Source organism: Lysinibacillus sp. JK80 (assembly GCF_027557635.1).
In the GTDB taxonomy this organism is placed as follows: domain Bacteria; phylum Bacillota; class Bacilli; order Bacillales_A; family Planococcaceae; genus Lysinibacillus; species Lysinibacillus capsici.
Map to the genome: position 1 here is coordinate 3,249,069 of NZ_CP058997.1, position 16,143 is coordinate 3,265,211.

Annotated in this window: 19 protein-coding genes and 1 tRNA gene; 3 read left to right on the plus strand and 17 right to left on the minus strand. The window is 37.9% G+C overall.

The window, feature by feature from the left end; translation table 11 throughout:
• Positions 1-93 precede the first annotated feature (93 nt).
• The 3 genes from HXV90_RS16320 to HXV90_RS16330 form a co-directional block, all read right to left on the minus strand.
• On the minus strand, positions 94-435 hold the full coding sequence (locus tag HXV90_RS16320; protein WP_269897614.1) for a hypothetical protein: 342 nt from the start codon (positions 433-435) through the stop codon (positions 94-96).
• Entirely contained in the window at positions 425-1,336 is a 912-nt protein-coding gene (locus HXV90_RS16325) for a phosphoribosyltransferase (RefSeq protein ID WP_269897615.1), read from the minus strand. The genes HXV90_RS16320 and HXV90_RS16325 overlap by 11 nt, the downstream gene beginning before the upstream one ends.
• A 636-nt stretch (positions 1,337-1,972) precedes the next feature.
• A tRNA-Arg gene (locus tag HXV90_RS16330) sits at positions 1,973-2,046 on the minus strand.
• Positions 2,047-2,267: 221 nt separating this feature from the next.
• On the opposite strand from HXV90_RS16330, the gene HXV90_RS16335 reads away from it, so the two are divergent.
• On the plus strand, positions 2,268-3,014 hold the full coding sequence (locus HXV90_RS16335; RefSeq protein ID WP_269897616.1) for an SDR family NAD(P)-dependent oxidoreductase: 747 nt from the start codon (positions 2,268-2,270) through the stop codon (positions 3,012-3,014).
• Between the two features lie 95 nt (positions 3,015-3,109).
• A complete protein-coding gene (locus tag HXV90_RS16340) occupies positions 3,110-3,760 on the plus strand; it encodes a hypothetical protein (protein WP_269897617.1) in 651 nt (216 codons plus the stop codon).
• On the opposite strand, the gene HXV90_RS16345 is transcribed toward HXV90_RS16340, so the two are convergent.
• From HXV90_RS16345 to HXV90_RS16405, 13 genes are all read right to left on the minus strand, one after another.
• On the minus strand, positions 3,757-4,455 hold the full coding sequence (locus tag HXV90_RS16345) for a YqjF family protein (RefSeq protein WP_048393687.1): 699 nt from the start codon (positions 4,453-4,455) through the stop codon (positions 3,757-3,759). The two genes, HXV90_RS16340 and HXV90_RS16345, sit on opposite strands and share 4 nt — an antisense overlap.
• Before the next feature lie 59 nt (positions 4,456-4,514).
• Positions 4,515-4,676, minus strand: a complete 162-nt coding sequence (locus HXV90_RS16350) for a DUF2639 domain-containing protein (RefSeq protein ID WP_016991537.1) — start codon at positions 4,674-4,676, stop codon at positions 4,515-4,517.
• A gap of 109 nt (positions 4,677-4,785) precedes the next feature.
• Positions 4,786-6,246, minus strand: a complete 1,461-nt coding sequence (locus HXV90_RS16355) for a protein adenylyltransferase SelO (protein ID WP_112116287.1) — start codon at positions 6,244-6,246, stop codon at positions 4,786-4,788.
• Positions 6,247-6,375: 129 nt separating this feature from the next.
• Entirely contained in the window at positions 6,376-6,879 is a 504-nt protein-coding gene (locus HXV90_RS16360; RefSeq protein WP_269897618.1) for a metallophosphoesterase, read from the minus strand.
• Between the two features lie 12 nt (positions 6,880-6,891).
• Positions 6,892-7,485, minus strand: a complete 594-nt coding sequence (locus HXV90_RS16365) for an XTP/dITP diphosphatase (protein WP_004226443.1) — start codon at positions 7,483-7,485, stop codon at positions 6,892-6,894.
• 1 nt (position 7,486) lies between these two features.
• A complete protein-coding gene (gene rph / locus HXV90_RS16370) occupies positions 7,487-8,236 on the minus strand; it encodes a ribonuclease PH (RefSeq protein WP_269897619.1) in 750 nt (249 codons plus the stop codon).
• A 132-nt stretch (positions 8,237-8,368) separates the two neighbouring features.
• Positions 8,369-9,166, minus strand: coding sequence for a glutamate racemase (gene racE, locus HXV90_RS16375; RefSeq protein ID WP_004226440.1), 798 nt, complete (start codon positions 9,164-9,166; stop codon positions 8,369-8,371).
• A gap of 10 nt (positions 9,167-9,176) precedes the next feature.
• On the minus strand, positions 9,177-9,629 hold the full coding sequence (locus tag HXV90_RS16380; RefSeq protein ID WP_016991542.1) for a MarR family winged helix-turn-helix transcriptional regulator: 453 nt from the start codon (positions 9,627-9,629) through the stop codon (positions 9,177-9,179).
• A gap of 74 nt (positions 9,630-9,703) precedes the next feature.
• Positions 9,704-9,925 (minus strand): helix-turn-helix domain-containing protein, encoded by a 222-nt coding sequence (locus HXV90_RS16385; RefSeq protein WP_004226437.1) that lies wholly within the window; start codon positions 9,923-9,925, stop codon positions 9,704-9,706.
• Positions 9,926-10,112: 187 nt separating this feature from the next.
• Positions 10,113-10,577, minus strand: a complete 465-nt coding sequence (locus tag HXV90_RS16390) for an acyl-CoA thioesterase (protein WP_066037526.1) — start codon at positions 10,575-10,577, stop codon at positions 10,113-10,115.
• A 195-nt stretch (positions 10,578-10,772) separates the two neighbouring features.
• Positions 10,773-11,552, minus strand: coding sequence for a succinate dehydrogenase iron-sulfur subunit (sdhB, locus tag HXV90_RS16395; protein WP_004226431.1), 780 nt, complete (start codon positions 11,550-11,552; stop codon positions 10,773-10,775).
• 5 nt (positions 11,553-11,557) lie between these two features.
• A complete protein-coding gene (gene sdhA, locus HXV90_RS16400; protein WP_004226429.1) occupies positions 11,558-13,312 on the minus strand; it encodes a succinate dehydrogenase flavoprotein subunit in 1,755 nt (584 codons plus the stop codon).
• Between the two features lie 66 nt (positions 13,313-13,378).
• Positions 13,379-13,987, minus strand: coding sequence for a succinate dehydrogenase cytochrome b558 subunit (locus HXV90_RS16405; RefSeq protein ID WP_004226428.1), 609 nt, complete (start codon positions 13,985-13,987; stop codon positions 13,379-13,381).
• Between the two features lie 272 nt (positions 13,988-14,259).
• Between HXV90_RS16405 and HXV90_RS16410 the strand changes: the two genes are divergently transcribed.
• The gene (locus tag HXV90_RS16410; protein ID WP_048393678.1) at positions 14,260-14,694 is read left to right on the plus strand and encodes a YslB family protein; all 435 of its coding nucleotides are present in this window, start codon (positions 14,260-14,262) and stop codon (positions 14,692-14,694) included.
• A 98-nt stretch (positions 14,695-14,792) separates the two neighbouring features.
• Here the strand turns inward: HXV90_RS16410 and HXV90_RS16415 are convergent, their stop codons facing one another.
• Positions 14,793-16,019 carry an aspartate kinase gene (locus tag HXV90_RS16415; protein ID WP_103118619.1) on the minus strand — a complete coding sequence of 409 codons (1,227 nt, stop codon included), beginning with the start codon at positions 16,017-16,019 and terminating at the stop codon, positions 14,793-14,795.
• Between the last annotated feature and the right edge of the window lie 124 nt (positions 16,020-16,143).

Genomic DNA, 16,143 nt, shown 5'->3' on the forward strand with positions numbered 1-16,143 from the left:
GTAAGATTTATCTTACATTCATAGCTATAAAATAGCATAAACACCAATAGGGAATCCCTACTGTTAGCTAAAAGCTAGGGCAATTATATTATATTACTTTTTATATTTTTTTTCAAATTTTTTTGGTATATATATATCTTCGAAACTTATTCTCTCCTCAGTGAATATATCATCAGTAGTTTCCTCAATTTCAAATTCTACGTTTAACAAATTATAATTATCCAGATAGTTTTTACCCTTATCACTAACTTTCAAATACTCTTTAAGTAATATTAAATCTTCATCTATTAAATATGTTATTAAATTGTCAATTTGTTCAAATGTATAACCAAATAACATCATAATTTCTTGGTAAGAATAGCTAGAATCTACTGAATTAAAATATTGTAATAATAATGCAATTTTATAATTATCTATTGGACTTTTAATTCCCACTTTTCTTCACTCCATAGTTTTTCTTTAATCTATCCTTTTTACTTCTCTTTGTATATCTTGAAAATAGTGGGTTCCATTCTTTTCTCTTTCCTAACTTGCTTTCATACCAAATAGAACTGATAGTATTATTTGGGATATTATGAGAAAAACCTATTAATAATTGTGAATTTTCATAGCCCATAATATTCCGATGTTTCCTACGCCACAATGAACGTTCGATTTTTTCTAATATTTCAAATTCTTGTTCAGACAGATATTTATAATTGCATAATTTATCCACTACTTCACAACAATCTATTGATAAATTAATATCCTTATATTTCCTTTTAATTTCTTCTAATTTAGTTTGAGCATGCTTATTAATTACGAGAAATAAAACTATTACATTTTTATTATTAAACAACAATATATTATCTTCAAAAAACTCTTCTAAAGTTCCACCTGTACCACAAATATCATCAATAATTAATACAGTATCTGAGTTTTCATCAATTTCTCTCGGATCCATTACAATAGTATCTTTATAAGGTAGTACTTCTCTGCCAATAATAGCTTCTTCTCGGTCAATTTCTTTGAGAAGTGCAATAACATCATACGACCCATTAAACCTTCTATTATTCGAAACCATTGGAATAATATTTGTATTTTCAAAGTTTTGATGATCACTTTTTAATTTATAAATTTTTGTTTTAATTAAAGATTTTATATCTATTTTAGAATAAAACTTCATTTCCTCTATCAACTTTTTCAACACATTTACTTCTTCTTCAGTTTTCATATTACCTAACCAATTTGAATATCTTTCTAAAAAATTACTAAAATAAATTTCACTACTATTTTTTCTTGCTAAACCAACAACTTTTCCATTTTCATCTATTATTTTATCTTTCAGTAGTACCAATTTAACCCCTCATTCACTATGAAATTCATTGAATATGTTTTTATTATACCAATATTTACTATGTATTGTACCTTTCTTAACCTTCTTATCCTCTTTTAATTTAATGGATTGCCAAAACTTAGATTTATACCAACCATTGGTGAAACACTTACCTAAGAACGATTTTAGAACCTTTATGCGTGTTAGCTTCGTTTGATTCACTACCTGCATACTATCGAGCCATGAGTAAATCGTGTCTACTGTAATTTCTTCCAAATAGGTAACCCTTGTACTCTTTGAGAAATTCGTCAGGACAGTATTGTAATCTTTGATAGTTCGAGAACGATAACCGCTCACCTCCATTTGATTAATGATAGTTCCTAACGCTTCTGAAAAGGGCTTGTAGTGAGCGGTATTAATCTTCTCCCCTTTTAATAGAAGTGGTAAGCTCTTTGGTTGTCAGTGTAAAATCCACGTCAAATAATCCTGTCTTTTTGGTCATAAAAAAATCCTCCATTCAATTGAAGTGGAAGATAATTTCGGTACGCTATTCACGTAATTTCTTAGGGTAATAAAAAAAGGGATTCAGAAACAGTGACCGAATCCCTAGTTTCTCACAAATCCAATTGTATCAAAGGTTTGTGACTGATTTTAGTACGTCCCAGGAGGGATTCGAACCCCCGACCGACGGCTTAGAAGGCCGTTGCTCTATCCAGCTGAGCTACTGAGACATGATGTCGTTTCTTATGTATTCCATAGGAAGGACAATATTTATTATATGTACTTTATAGCATAATGTCAACATTAATTTTACTATGCAGGCAAGGTTTCCCTCATATATTTTATCATATGTTGCTACAGCATCCATTATACCATTTCTTCACCCTCTTAACAGGACGGATAGCAAAATATTTGCTACACTATTGGCGATAAAAAAGTAGGAGGTATGCGGATGTTTAAAGATTTAGTCGTTATTGTTACAGGTGGTGCACAAGGGATTGGTAAGGGTATTACGCTCGCATATGCACAACAAGGTGCAAAAGTGGTGATTGCTGATTTAAATGCAGGCTTAGGTCAACAGTTAGAAAAGGATATGCTTGCTCAAGGCTACTCTGCATTATTTGTTCCAACGGATGTGACAAAGGAACAGGATACCATCCATTTAATGCAGCGAGCTGTTGAGCAATATGGGACCATTCATATATTAATTAATAATGCTGGGAAGTTCCAGCATCAATCTCCCTATGAGGTGACGTTTGATGAGTGGCAGGATTTGTTGCAGACGAATTTAACGGGTACCTTTTTCTGTGCCAGAGAGGCTGCAAAAGTGATGCGGCATAATGCAAAGGGTGGTTCCATTGTTTCACTGGCCTCAACGCGAGCTAAAATGTCAGAGCCTCATACAGAAGCTTATGCGGCTACAAAGGGTGGTATCATAGCGTTAACACATGCTTTAGCGCGATCTTTAGGGCCAGATCAAATTACAGTGAATTGTATTTCACCTGGGTGGATTGAAACAGGTGATTACGAGGCACTACGGCCAATCGATCATGCGCAGCATTTGTCAGGAAGGGTTGGTCTGCCTGAAGATATTGCACAGGCTTGTCTCTATTTAACAAACCCGATCAATAACTTTGTGACAGGTATTAATCTTACAGTTGATGGTGGCATGACGAAGAAAATGATGTATGAGGCGTAATTTTGTCGTCTCTCTTCTTTTCTTTCTTGTTCTTCATACTCCGAGATTCCTTAGAGTATGCTACTGTAGGAGAAAGAACAAGAAGGAGTGAAGCCTTGTACCCCTATTCAAATGGTTTTTCATTAAGCCAGCTGTATCATGCTCCCTATACGCAGTATACGGCTCCGATTCGTCACTTTTTACAGTCAAATGATTACCGACGCTGTATTAGTAAAGGCGAAGCAGACTTTATGGCTATGAACCGCTTACTTTGGATGGAGCATGTCAATTGGACACGGATGACTATTATAAGCATTGTGTTTAATTTGCCTGATTTACCCTTTGTGCAGCAGCGTTTGCTACGCAATGCAACCGATTTAGGGAATTGTTTACGCCCCTTTTATGGTGACTCCGTGGCGGATCATTATGCAGCTTTAATTAAAGAGCATCTGGTAATTGCGGCTCAATTAGTGACAGCTGCTGCGAAAGGTGACGCTACCACAGCGGAAGCTAAAGAGAGGGAATGGTATCGTAATGCAGATGATATTGCTTTCTTTTTGCATACAATCAATCCATACCTAACTAGAGAGGCCGTACAAAAAATGTTTTATACGCATTTAGCTTTAACGAAAAATGAAGCTATCACGATGATACAAAAAGATTATCAGGCAGATGTAGAGGTATTTGATGAAATTGAAGCAGAGGCACTTGCGATGTCAGATATGATAGCCAGCGCCATCGTTATGCAATTTTGTTACCTCTTTTAATGCAAAAATCTTGATGGATTTATGATCATTTTATGCTCAACTGCTGGAGGAAAAACTCTCGCAGTTTTGTTTTTAGCATAATGAGCACGAGGCTGCATACCCTGAAGTTTCCCCTTCATAAAAGAGGCTAATGTATTACTTTCAATCGTTACGTTGGCTCTTTTTAATTCCCATGGGGAGTGGTGAATATCAATGCGAAAAAGTGTATCCTTCCATTTCGCCCATGAATGGTAGCGCTCTACAATCCATCGGTCAAAATTAGTATTGGTCTTGTCTCCTATTGTATAAATAACCCTCAATCTTTCGTCACATGCTTTGTAATGGCTTGTGTATGAATAGTGATTCCCTCTTTGTTTTACTAGGATGTTGGAATGGCGATATGGCAAGCTACCTATTGCCGTAATTTTTGATAAGAAATTATTCGTCACATCTAAATGAAAAAAATAGATGCCTTTCATGCCGTTATACTCCACATATGTTCGGACATTCAATTGTAAATAGGTATTCATCCCCGGAAGAGGTGGTAGAAAGCGTAGCCGATGTCGATAAACTTTAAAAACTACAGCACTAAGCCAGGCATTTTGTTCAAAGAGATCGAGCTTCAGTTCTTTAGGTACATGTTTTTCAAGTTCTTGAGGGGCTATCGGCCAATGTAAAAATAGAACATCTTGCCATGTTTGAGTCATCATCCACATAGTAAAACTCCTTTCTAATCACTAGTTTTTCCTAGAAAGGAGTTCTTCAAACAAACGGTCTATTGATTTTGCTCAGCAGACTCTATTTCGACATAACGATAATATAAGTTTCGTAATTCAGATTCTTTATATAAGCCTAAATGACTTTTAAATTGAGGATGAACCATTATTCCATGAGCACGTAAAACTTTGACAAACCAACCCTTTGAATACTTATGCACCGACCTTATTCTCCTTTATTTTTATTCATACATAGAATATGCGTTTGAATACGGTAGAGTGCCTTTATACAAATAAAAAACGAGAGAATAAATAACTCTCGTTTTTTACTTATGTGCCACAAAACGTACGATATGGTTGATTAGTGTGTTCAGGTAATGAAGCGTATTCTTGTTGTTCTTTCGCATGAGCATAAGGCTGAGCTAGGACTTTTAGTAGGTTGTTCATCACACTATAATCGCCTTGTTCTACAGCCGCTTCCAAAGCTTCTTCTACCCTGTGGTTACGTGGAATAACAGCTGGATTATGTTGGCGCATTAATTGTTGTGACATGTCTTTGTTTTGCTGCTGTCTTGCTAATCGAGCTTGCCATTTGTGATACCAGTCCTTAAAAGCTGGTGCGTTAAATAATGGGGAATCCTCCAATTGCTCAAACGATAAGGCGATAAATGTATTCGTATAATCTGCTTGATATTGCTGCATAAGCTGAAGAAGCTCTTCAACAAGCTGGATGTCTTCTTGCTCCTCATTAAAAATGCCTAGCTTTGCACGCATTCCTTTCAACCAATTTTCTACATATAATTTTGGATACTGTTGTAGCGTTTCTTGTGCCAGTTGAATGGCTTTTTCTTGATCATCATCAATTAAAGGTAGTAAGGACTCTGCTAAGCGCGTTAAATTCCAGCCACCGATATTGGGCTGATTTCCATAAGCATAGCGTCCTTGGTGATCAATCGAGCTAAACACAGTCGCAGGATCATAGATGTCCATGAATGCACAAGGACCATAATCAATGGTTTCACCGCTAATGGTCATATTATCGGTGTTCATGACGCCATGGATAAAGCCCACTAACTGCCACTTTGCTATTAGGGAGGCTTGTTTCTTTATGACTTCATTTAACAAATAAAGATAACGATTTTGATTGCCAATATTAGCTGAGTAATGTCGTTCTATTGCATAATCAGCTAAAAGCTGTAGCTCCTCATCTGTCCCCCATTGCGCAGCATATTGAAATGTCCCTACCCGCAAATGACTACTTGCAACTCTTGTGACAATAGCGCCTGGTAGTTCCGTTTCTCGAATAATCATTTCACCTGTAGTGACTACTGCTAGACTACGTGAAGTTGGGATCCCTAGTGCAAACATCGCTTCACTAATAATATATTCCCTTAGCATTGGACCTAATGCGGCTCGCCCGTCTCCACCGCGAGAATAAGGTGTTCTACCTGATCCTTTTAAAGCAATATCATACCGTTCCTTTTGAGGTGTGATTTGCTCCCCATATAATAGAGCCCTACCATCACCTAGCATATTAAAATGACCAAATTGATGCCCTGCGTAAGCCTGTGCAATCGGTTCGCCACCTTCTGGAATTGTATTACCAGCTAAAACGGCTAATGCTTCCTCACTCTTTAAAGCCTGAATGTCTAACCCAAGTGAGGCTGCAACTGATTCATTTAATAAGATCAATTTTGGTGAACGAACAGGATTTAACGATATGTCGGAATAAAAAATACTTGGTAGTTGAACGTAACTATTATCAAAATGCCAGCCAATTGTTTTTTTCATGTTTTCTCCTTTATTGCCTTTACGATTTATTTTTGCTATTTCAGCATGAATCATTCATAGGCAATTTTACCATTATCAGTAGCCCAAATAAAAATCCGCATACTTTACTAGTTATGCGGATTTTCTCTATTATTGTCGATCAAATGTATATGTAGCGATACATTGATTATCATTTGTCATGCAATCAACTTTAAAAGATGTCGCATTGATTTCCACAACAGCAAAGCTTTTCTCTTTACGACCACGTGGTTTTAATAAGCTGCCTGGATTTAAAAATAGGATATCATCCATCATTTCGGCACCAAGAATATGTGAATGACCAAAGCAAACGATCTGTGCACCTACTTCTTTAGCACGATAGGATAATGATAAGATGGAATTTTTCACATTGAATAAATGACCGTGTGTCACAAAAATCTTTACATCATGGACCGTGAAAATTTCTTCTTCAGGGAAAGCTTTCTCACGATCACAGTTTCCACGTACTTTTTTCAATCCTTCTAATGCCTCATGTGAATAGGGAAGTTCACTATCTCCACAATGAACCACAATATCTATTTCAGGATAAAAACCTTTAACCTTTTCGATGACATGGCTGTCACCATGTGTATCGCTCATAACAAGCATTTTCATGGATATCACCTCTTATTTGATAAGATTCGGTAATTGCTCCTTTAACTTGCGAATTGCATTGCCTCGGTGAGAAATAGAACCCTTTTCCTCTGGTGAAAGCTCAGCCATCATTCGATTTAAGCTTGGCACAAAAAAGATTGGATCATAGCCAAAGCCATTCGTTCCACGCTTTTCATGGGCAATGACGCCTTCACATGTACCAAATACCGTTGTTGTTGCGAAATCAGGTCCTGCAATTGCAATACAGCAGCAAAAACGTGCTGTACGTTTGTCATCTTCGACACCTTGTAAATTTTCTAACAGTTTAATCATGTTTGCTTCATCGTCATGGTCACCAGCATAGCGAGCGGAGTACACACCTGGCTCACCATTTAATGCATCTACTGCTAAACCACTGTCATCTGCAATAACAATGGTATTAAGCTCCTTCGCCAATGCTTCTGCTTTTAAGATGGCATTTTCTTCGAATGTTGTTCCTGTTTCTTCTATTTCCATATCTGGTGCCACTTCAAACATTGTTACGACTTCATAACCAAGTGGTCCAAATAATGCTTCAAAATCTTTTGCTTTTCCTTTATTTTTTGTGGCGATGACTACTTGTTTCATATTATTGATTCCCTCCAACTTTTTGTGCCAGTTCACCAAGCGTTATTTTTTGAAGCTCAACTAATTGTTGTATGCCTTTTTCACCTAATGCTAACAATTCATTTAGTTCTTCACGAGAAAAAGTAGCTTCCTCACCAGTACCTTGTAATTCAACAAATCGTCCTGCGCCTGTCATCACAATGTTCATATCAACAGCTGCAGCCACATCTTCTACATAATTTAAATCAAGAATAGCGCCTTGTTCTTCAACGATCCCAACACTTGTAGCTGCTAAAAAGTCTATTACTGGGAATTTTTCAAATGGCTTTTCTTCAGCAAATTTAGCAATGGCCTGTGTCATGGCAACAAATGCTCCCGTAATGGATGCTGTACGAGTACCGCCATCCGCTTGAATGACATCACAGTCAATCCATACAGTACGTTCGCCTAGCGCTTCTAAATCGACTACAGCACGCAATGCACGCCCAATCAAGCGCTGAATCTCCATTGTACGACCATTGACTTTCCCACGAGAGGATTCACGTGGTGTCCGTTGAGCGGTTGCACGAGGCAACATGGAATACTCGGCTGTAATCCACCCTTTTCCTTGCCCACGTAGAAAACCAGGTACCTTGTCTTCAATCGTTGCGGTGCAAATTACTTTTGTATTGCCTACTTGAATTAATACGGAGCCTTCAGGGTGTAATAGATACTCACTATCTATTTTCACAGGTCGTAGCCCATCTGCATTTCTACCATCATATCTTGTCATATATTTCGTTCCTCCTAAAAACTTTCGCGCCCTCATCTTATCATAATTTGTGCCATCAAAAAAGTACTCGGTGGCTTATGTACAATGCTGAAAACGGCAAAAATCAGCCTAGCCTGTTGCTAAGCTGATTTTTTATTTTAATGTGATACGTTTTATGTCGAGAGTACCTTGCTCTAACCAATTCTCAGCAATCGAACGGAAAATTGGGACAGAACCAGTTGCAAAAAATCTATGAGCAGGCACCGCATTTGCATTTGCTAAAGTGCCATTATACGCTAACATTTCCTGTACATCCTTTGCTGTTTCCTCCGCAGAAGATAAAACATTCACATCTTCTCCGACAACAGCTTCAATTTGTTTTTGTAAAATAGGATAATGTGTACACCCTAAAATAACCGTATCAAATTGTCGATTTTTCAACGGCTTTAAGCCTTCTGCTATTAAATTATTTGCAAAGTCACCTTTATATTCGCCACTTTCTACAAGTGGTACGAATGTGGGACAAGCTAGTGGAATAATATGTGTTGACGTATTAAGTGACAATAAGGCTTCTTCATACGCCCCACTTTTAATTGTTCCTTCTGTTGCAAGCACAACGACTTCATGTCGCTTCGTTTTTTTTACAGCTGCACGTGCGCCAGCATTGATAACACCTAGTACTGGAAAAGGCATATTTCTTTGTAAACTTTCGAGTGCTACTGCAGTCGCTGTATTACAAGCTATAACGAGCATCTTAACATTCATTTTTTCGAGTGCTTTTGCCATTTGCCAAGTAAAATTCCGTACTTCCTGACGACTTCTTGGACCATACGGACACCTTGCTGTATCGCCAATATAATAAATCGTTTCGTTTGGCAATCGCTTCATGATTTCTTTTGCTACGGTTAAACCGCCTACTCCTGAGTCAATAACGCCTATCGGGGCATTCATACTTTCCGCCTCAATCCTGTTTCATGTGTACATGTAGTTTTTCTAAATAGCTTGATAATTGCGCGACTTCTTGTTCATTAAAACCAACAAGCATCTCTTGCAAATATTGCTGTCTTTTTTCAATTACTTCTTGAATGATACGTTCGCCCTTTTCGAGAAGATGAACGACAACGACACGGCGATCATTTTCATCACGCACACGCTTGACTAATTCATTTTTCTCCATTCGGTCCACTAAATCTGTTGTCGTGCTAAAAGCTAAATATAAACGGTTTGATAATTCGCCAATTGTAATATCACCAAGCTCTTCTAACCACTGTAATGCAACAAATTGTGGCGGCGTAATCGCATAATCGGAAACAATTTCTCTTCCCTTTTGCTTCACGATGGCCGCTATATAGCGTAATTCCTTTTCAACCGTTGCAACGGTTTCAGGTGAGTGCTTTGTTACTTCATCCGACATATAACTATTTCACTCCTAAAAATACGTTGAATAGTTCTATTTTGTCGTTTTTTTCACGAAATAGCAAGTGTCCATTAGTCTAATTTAAATTCTTCCAAGCGTAACAGCTCAATTAACGCCTGAGATCGATTCGTTACACCTAGCTTTTGAATTGTATTGGAAATGTGATTTCGCACTGTTTTTTCACTAATACCAAGCTGCTCTGCAATATCTCTCGTTGTTTTTTCAGCTAATAAAAGCGCAAATATTTCACGTTCTCGGTTTGTTAAAAGAGAACGATGATGAGAGCCATTCATTCAGTTACACCCTCCTCCCCCGCACGTATTGTAACTTATGTTAAGGGGCAGGAAGCGGTGACGGCTATTTGCATGATTATTCCATGTTTCCTTAAAAATTTCGAAAATTACATTGTTACATTCATAAATTTTACGTAAAAAGCAAAACCTACTATTTCAATAAATTTACATATACTTATATATTGAACTAGTGAGGCAGAATGGCCAACTGAATGAATTTCGTTTTTTCTTCCTCTGAAATCGGCACACTTTTACCTGTACGAGGATCCATTTGTACAATTGTTCCACGACCAGTGAAACAGATTTCGTCCTTTTGATTTTTTGCTAGATAGTGAATGTCCATCGACGAATTCCCAACTTGCGCGATTTTTGTATAGATTCGTAGTACGTCATCAAAGAAAACCTGCTTTACATAATCGCATTGTAAATCGGCTACAATAGGTATAGATTTCACATTCTCTTCTCCAACTGGGGGCATTAAAATTCCTAAATGTCTGAAGTAATCAATTCTTGCTTGCTCAAAATATGTAAAGCTAATCGTATTGTTCATATGACCATACATGTCTGTTTCTGAAAATCGCACTCGTACCTCGCTAAAAAATGAAAAACCCTTTTCCCACTCTTGAAAATTATCGATATAATTTGCCTTCATGATATACCATCCCCTGTCATGTAATTGCCCGTCTTTTATCAATCAACGGCAAACAAAATGAATACATATTCATTATAAAAGAAAATGCTATATTATCATAGAAAAAATGTAAATAAACAACTTGATAAATTTCATTTCTATAACTATAAAAAACTCCCTTACACTTCGTGTAAGGGAGTTCAGCTTGTCCGTATATTAGTCTACGTAGTGGTCAGAACCGAAGAAGTTACGGAACATTTGCACTGTAGTTGCACGGTTTAATGAAGCGATGGATGTTGTTAAAGGAATCCCTTTTGGACATGCAGCAACACAGTTTTGAGAGTTACCACAGTTTGCAAGGCCACCGTCACCCATAATCGCATTTAAACGTTCATCTTTAATCATAGCACCAGTTGGGTGAGTGTTGAAAAGACGTACTTGTGATAATGGAGCTGGTCCGATGAATGAAGCTTTTTCAGACACGTTTGGACATGCTTCCATACATACACCACAAGTCATACATTTAGATAGTTCATAAGCCCATTGACGTTTACCTTCTGGCATACGTGGACCTTCACCTAAATCATACGTACCATCGATTGGTACCCATGCTTTAACTTTTTTAAGCGCGTTGAACATACGTTCACGGTCAACTTGTAGGTCACGAATAACAGGGAATGTTTTCATTGGCTCCAATTTAATCGGCTCTGTCAATTGGTCTACTAGTGTAGAACATGATTGACGTGGACGGCCATTGATCACCATTGAACATGCACCACAAACTTCTTCTAAACAGTTCATATCCCATGATACTGGTGATGTGTTTACACCATCTTCAGTAACAGGATTTTTTTGAATTTCCATTAAAATTGAAATTACGTTCATACCATGACGGTAAGGCACTTGGAATTTTTGCCAGTAGCTATTGCCGCCTTGTGTATCTTGACGTAAGATTTCCACTTTGACCATTCTTCCAGTATTAGCTGCGATTTGCATAACTTTTAGTCTCCTTTCGCAGAGTAGTCGCGTTTACGTGGTGGGATTAATGAAACGTCGACTTCTTGGTACGTGATGATTGGATTACCAGTAGCTGGGTCAAACTTCGCCATTGTTGTTTTTAAGAAGTTCTCATCATCACGGTTAGGGAAATCAGGTTTATAGTGTGCACCACGAGATTCATTACGTAATAGTGCACCTTTTGTCATTACTTTTGCAAGCACTAACATATTTTTAAGCTGACGTGTAAAGTGTGCGCCTTGATTGCTCCATTTTTGCGTATCATTGATGTTGATGTTGTTCCAACGCTCAGTAAGCTCATCAAGTTTTTTCAATGTATCTTCAAGCTGATCATTGTAACGTACTACAGTCATTGTAGCAGTCATCATTTCACCAAGCTCTTTATGCAGTAAGTAAGCGTTTTCTGTGCCTTCCATTTTCATGATAGCATCCCATTTCGCTTGTTCCTCTTTTACACGAGCATCGTAAATCTCTTGTGGAAGATCTTCAGCATGCTTTTTAAGGTGTTTTACATAGTCTACTGCGTTTGGTCCTGCAACCATACCACCGTAGATAGCAGATAATAATGAGTTTGCACCAAGACGGTTTGCACCATGTTGAGAGTAATCACATTCACCTGCTGCAAATAGACCAGGAATTTCAGTCATTTGATTGTAGTCAACCCATAATCCACCCATTGAATAGTGAACTGCTGGGAAAATTTTCATTGGTAATTTACGTGGGTCATCCCCTACGAATTTTTCGTAGATTTCGATGATACCACCAAGTTTAACGTCCAATTCATGTGGATCTTTATGTGAAAGATCTAGGTATACCATGTTTTCGCCATTGATACCAAGTTTTTGGTTTACACAAACGTCGAAAATTTCACGTGTCGCAATATCACGTGGTACTAAGTTACCATAAGCTGGGTATTTCTCTTCTAAGAAGTACCAAGGTTTACCGTCTTTATAAGTCCAAATACGACCACCTTCACCACGAGCTGATTCTGACATTAGACGGTTTTTGTCATCTCCAGGAATCGCTGTTGGGTGAATTTGAATGAATTCACCATTCGCATATGAAGCACCTTGTTGATAAACGATAGAAGCAGCAGAACCTGTGTTAATAACAGAGTTTGTTGTTTTACCGAAGATAATACCAGGGCCACCAGTCGCCATAATAACAGCGTCTGCACGGAATGATTTAATTTCTTCTGTACGCATATCTTGCGCTACGATACCACGACAAACGCCGTCTTCATCGATAATAACACCAAGGAATTCCCAGTGTTCATATTTATTTACTAAACCAGCTACTTCATGAGAACGAACTTGCTCATCTAGCGCATATAGTAATTGTTGACCTGTTGTTGCACCAGAGAAAGCTGTACGGTGCATTAAAGTACCACCAAAACGACGGAAATCTAAAAGTCCTTCTGGTGTACGGTTGAACATAACACCCATACGGTCCATTAAGTGGATAATGCCAGGTGCTGCATCACACATACCTTTAACTGGTGGTTGGTTCGCTAGGAAGTCCCCACCATAAACTGTATCATCAAAGTGGATCCATGGAGAATCCCCTTCACCTTTAGTATTTACCGCACCATTAATTCCGCCTTGCGCACAAACAGAGTGTGAGCGTTTTACAGGAACTAATGAGAATAAATCAACTTCAGTACCAACTTCAGCTGCTTTAATCGTTGCCATCAGACCGGCAAGACCACCGCCGACAACAATTATTTTGCTTTTCGCCATGATTATTTCTCACTCCTCTTAAAAAATTGCAATGATTGCATGTGCTCTATCGTAGCTTCTATTGAATTATACGAAAGCTAAAATAGCAGCCACACCAACTACACTTAGAATTACGAAAAGAATGTTTGTTACGTAAGTAGCGATCTTTTGAGACTGAGGAGATTGTGTAATACCCCAGCTTACTAGGAATGCCCATAAACCGTTAGATAAGTGGAAAGTTGCTGATAAAATACCAACAATGTAGAATCCAAGCATGAATGGATTAGCAACAATATTCGCCATCATGTCGTAATCAACGTGTGTGCCAAGTGCTTTTTGAATACGAGTTTGGAAAATATGCCATGCAATAAATATCACTAAGAATACACCAGTAAAACGTTGTAAAGAGAACATCCAGTTACGGTACGTGCTGAAACGTCCTGTGTTTGGTGTAGCAGTGAATGCAATGTAGACACCATAAAATGCGTGGAACATTAATGGAATATAGATGACAATCCATTCAACTAGGATAAGGAATGGAATCTTTTCCATTACTGCGGTAGCATCGTTGTAACTTTCTGCCCCGCCTGTTGCTGTAAAGTTAATGAACAGGTGCATCGTTAAAAACAGACCTACTGGAATGATCCCAAGTAGAGAATGTAAGCGACGCCATAAAAACTCTCGATCTTTCGACAAGACTGTTACCCCCCTTAGTACTTAAAATAGCACAACAAAAGAAGTCATCATTTTGTAAATGATACTTCATTGACTGTGTATTTCATCATGGTACAATATTATGACATGTTTATTGTACTCTCAAGAGCTACGAGCGTCAAGGCAACTCGGAGTTTTTCATAGAGCTTATTAAAGAACTAATCTAGTACATGATGCGTCGTTTTTTCTCGAAAAATCTATCATTACTTTATTACCGTTAAATTTTAAGAAAATTCTAAGAAAGAAGGATAACAATGTTAAACACTCCATCTCCTACAATCTCATCATTTGGCTATGAGATCATTCGTGATCATATTCTATCTTCTATACTCGGTAAACATGAAGATGACGTCCTTTATTGGGCAGGTAAAGAGCTTGCTCGCAAGTTCCCATGTAAAAGTCAAGATGAACTTATCGCATTTTTCGCAGATGCCTGCTGGGGTACATTAGAACTCATAAAGGAATCAAAAGATGGACGTATTTTCCAGTTGACAAATGACCCTGAAATTCTTCAAATAAAGCAGCGCAGCTTTAAACTTGAAGCAGGATTTATAGCAGAGCAAATTCAACTAGCTAAAGGCTACCTGACAGAATGCTATAATGAAAAACGGGAAAAGCAACAATACGTCATGTTTACAGTCAAATGGGACGTTAAAGAACGTATTATGAATACCATTCCCTCAGAATAATTAAAAAGGATTGTTTCCCATTAAAGAATGGGATGACAATCCTTCTTTTTTCTTCCTTTTATTTCGGTCAATTACATAAAATGCTGTTTCTTCTATTATTATATGTAAAGTGCTTGCTCTAAATTAAACTCATCATGGAGCGCATTAGCTGCTTGGATCATATCATCCTGTGGTACAACAACGGACACTTTTATTTCAGAAGTACTAACCATTTTTACAGGGATATTTTCACGACGTAACCGATCAAACATACGAGCAGCAACGCCTGGATTAGAAGCCATGCCTGAACCAATAATAGAAACTTTTGCTAGTCCAATTTCGAAGTCAGCAAAACTAAATCCAAGTGATAATTTACTATCCTCTAAAACACGTAATGCTTCCGCAAATTCCTCTTTTAAAATGGAAAACGATACAGTTGGCTTCAACCCATCAATAATGGCTTGGACAATAATATCTACATTAATACGGTTCTCTGCAAGAACCGTAAATATATCTGCTAATGAAGCATTGGAAAAAGCATCATACCCTACTGTTAAACGAATAATATCTGATTCAAATGCAACACCACGAACGACTAAATTTTTTTCCATTTCCACTTCCTCCTTCAATAAAGTGCCTACTGATTCTATTAAACTCGAACGTATAATAACAGGCATTTGAAATTTCTTCGCTAACTCCACCGCACGAGGATGTATGATATGAGACCCTAAATTCGATAATTCCAACATTTCATCATAGGAAATTTCTTGAAGCTTTTGGGCATTGGGAACATATCGTGGATCTGCTGTATAAACACCGTCCACATTTGTATACATATCTACTCTCTCCGCTTCCAACGCTATGGCAAGTGCAACAGCAGTTGTTTCAGCTCCACCTTTCCCAAGCGTGGTGATATTGTGCACTTCGTCAATCCCTTGTTCTCCAGCAATAACCACAATTTGTCCCTGTGCAAAATGTTCTTCCATACGACTAATATCTATATAGTCGATACGAGCATGTCGATACATACCATCCGTATGTATACCAGCTTGCCATCCAGTTAGAGATACAGCCTCATAGCCTGCTTCCTGCAAAGCGATGGCAAATAAAGCACTAGATAATTGAGAGCCAGTTGACAAAACTGCATCTAATTCTCTTTTCGACACATCGTCAGTTAGTTGGTGTACCATCATTTTCATCTCTTTCGCAGTGTGTCCCATTGCTGCAACGACCACTACTACATCCAATCCTTTGTCCTTTTCAGCAATCGCTTTCCTAGCAGCCTCTTGGATTTGTTCAGAAGAAGCTAATGCAGCTCCTCCAAACTTCATCACGATTTTAGCCATTTCTTTCGTACTCCCTTCCAGTTCATCTATTTCACCAAATTATGGGGGGTAAAACCGTTTCTAGAAAACTAAAAGGCAGCCTCCACATAACGTGAAAGCTGCCTATAACATGTACAATAATCGT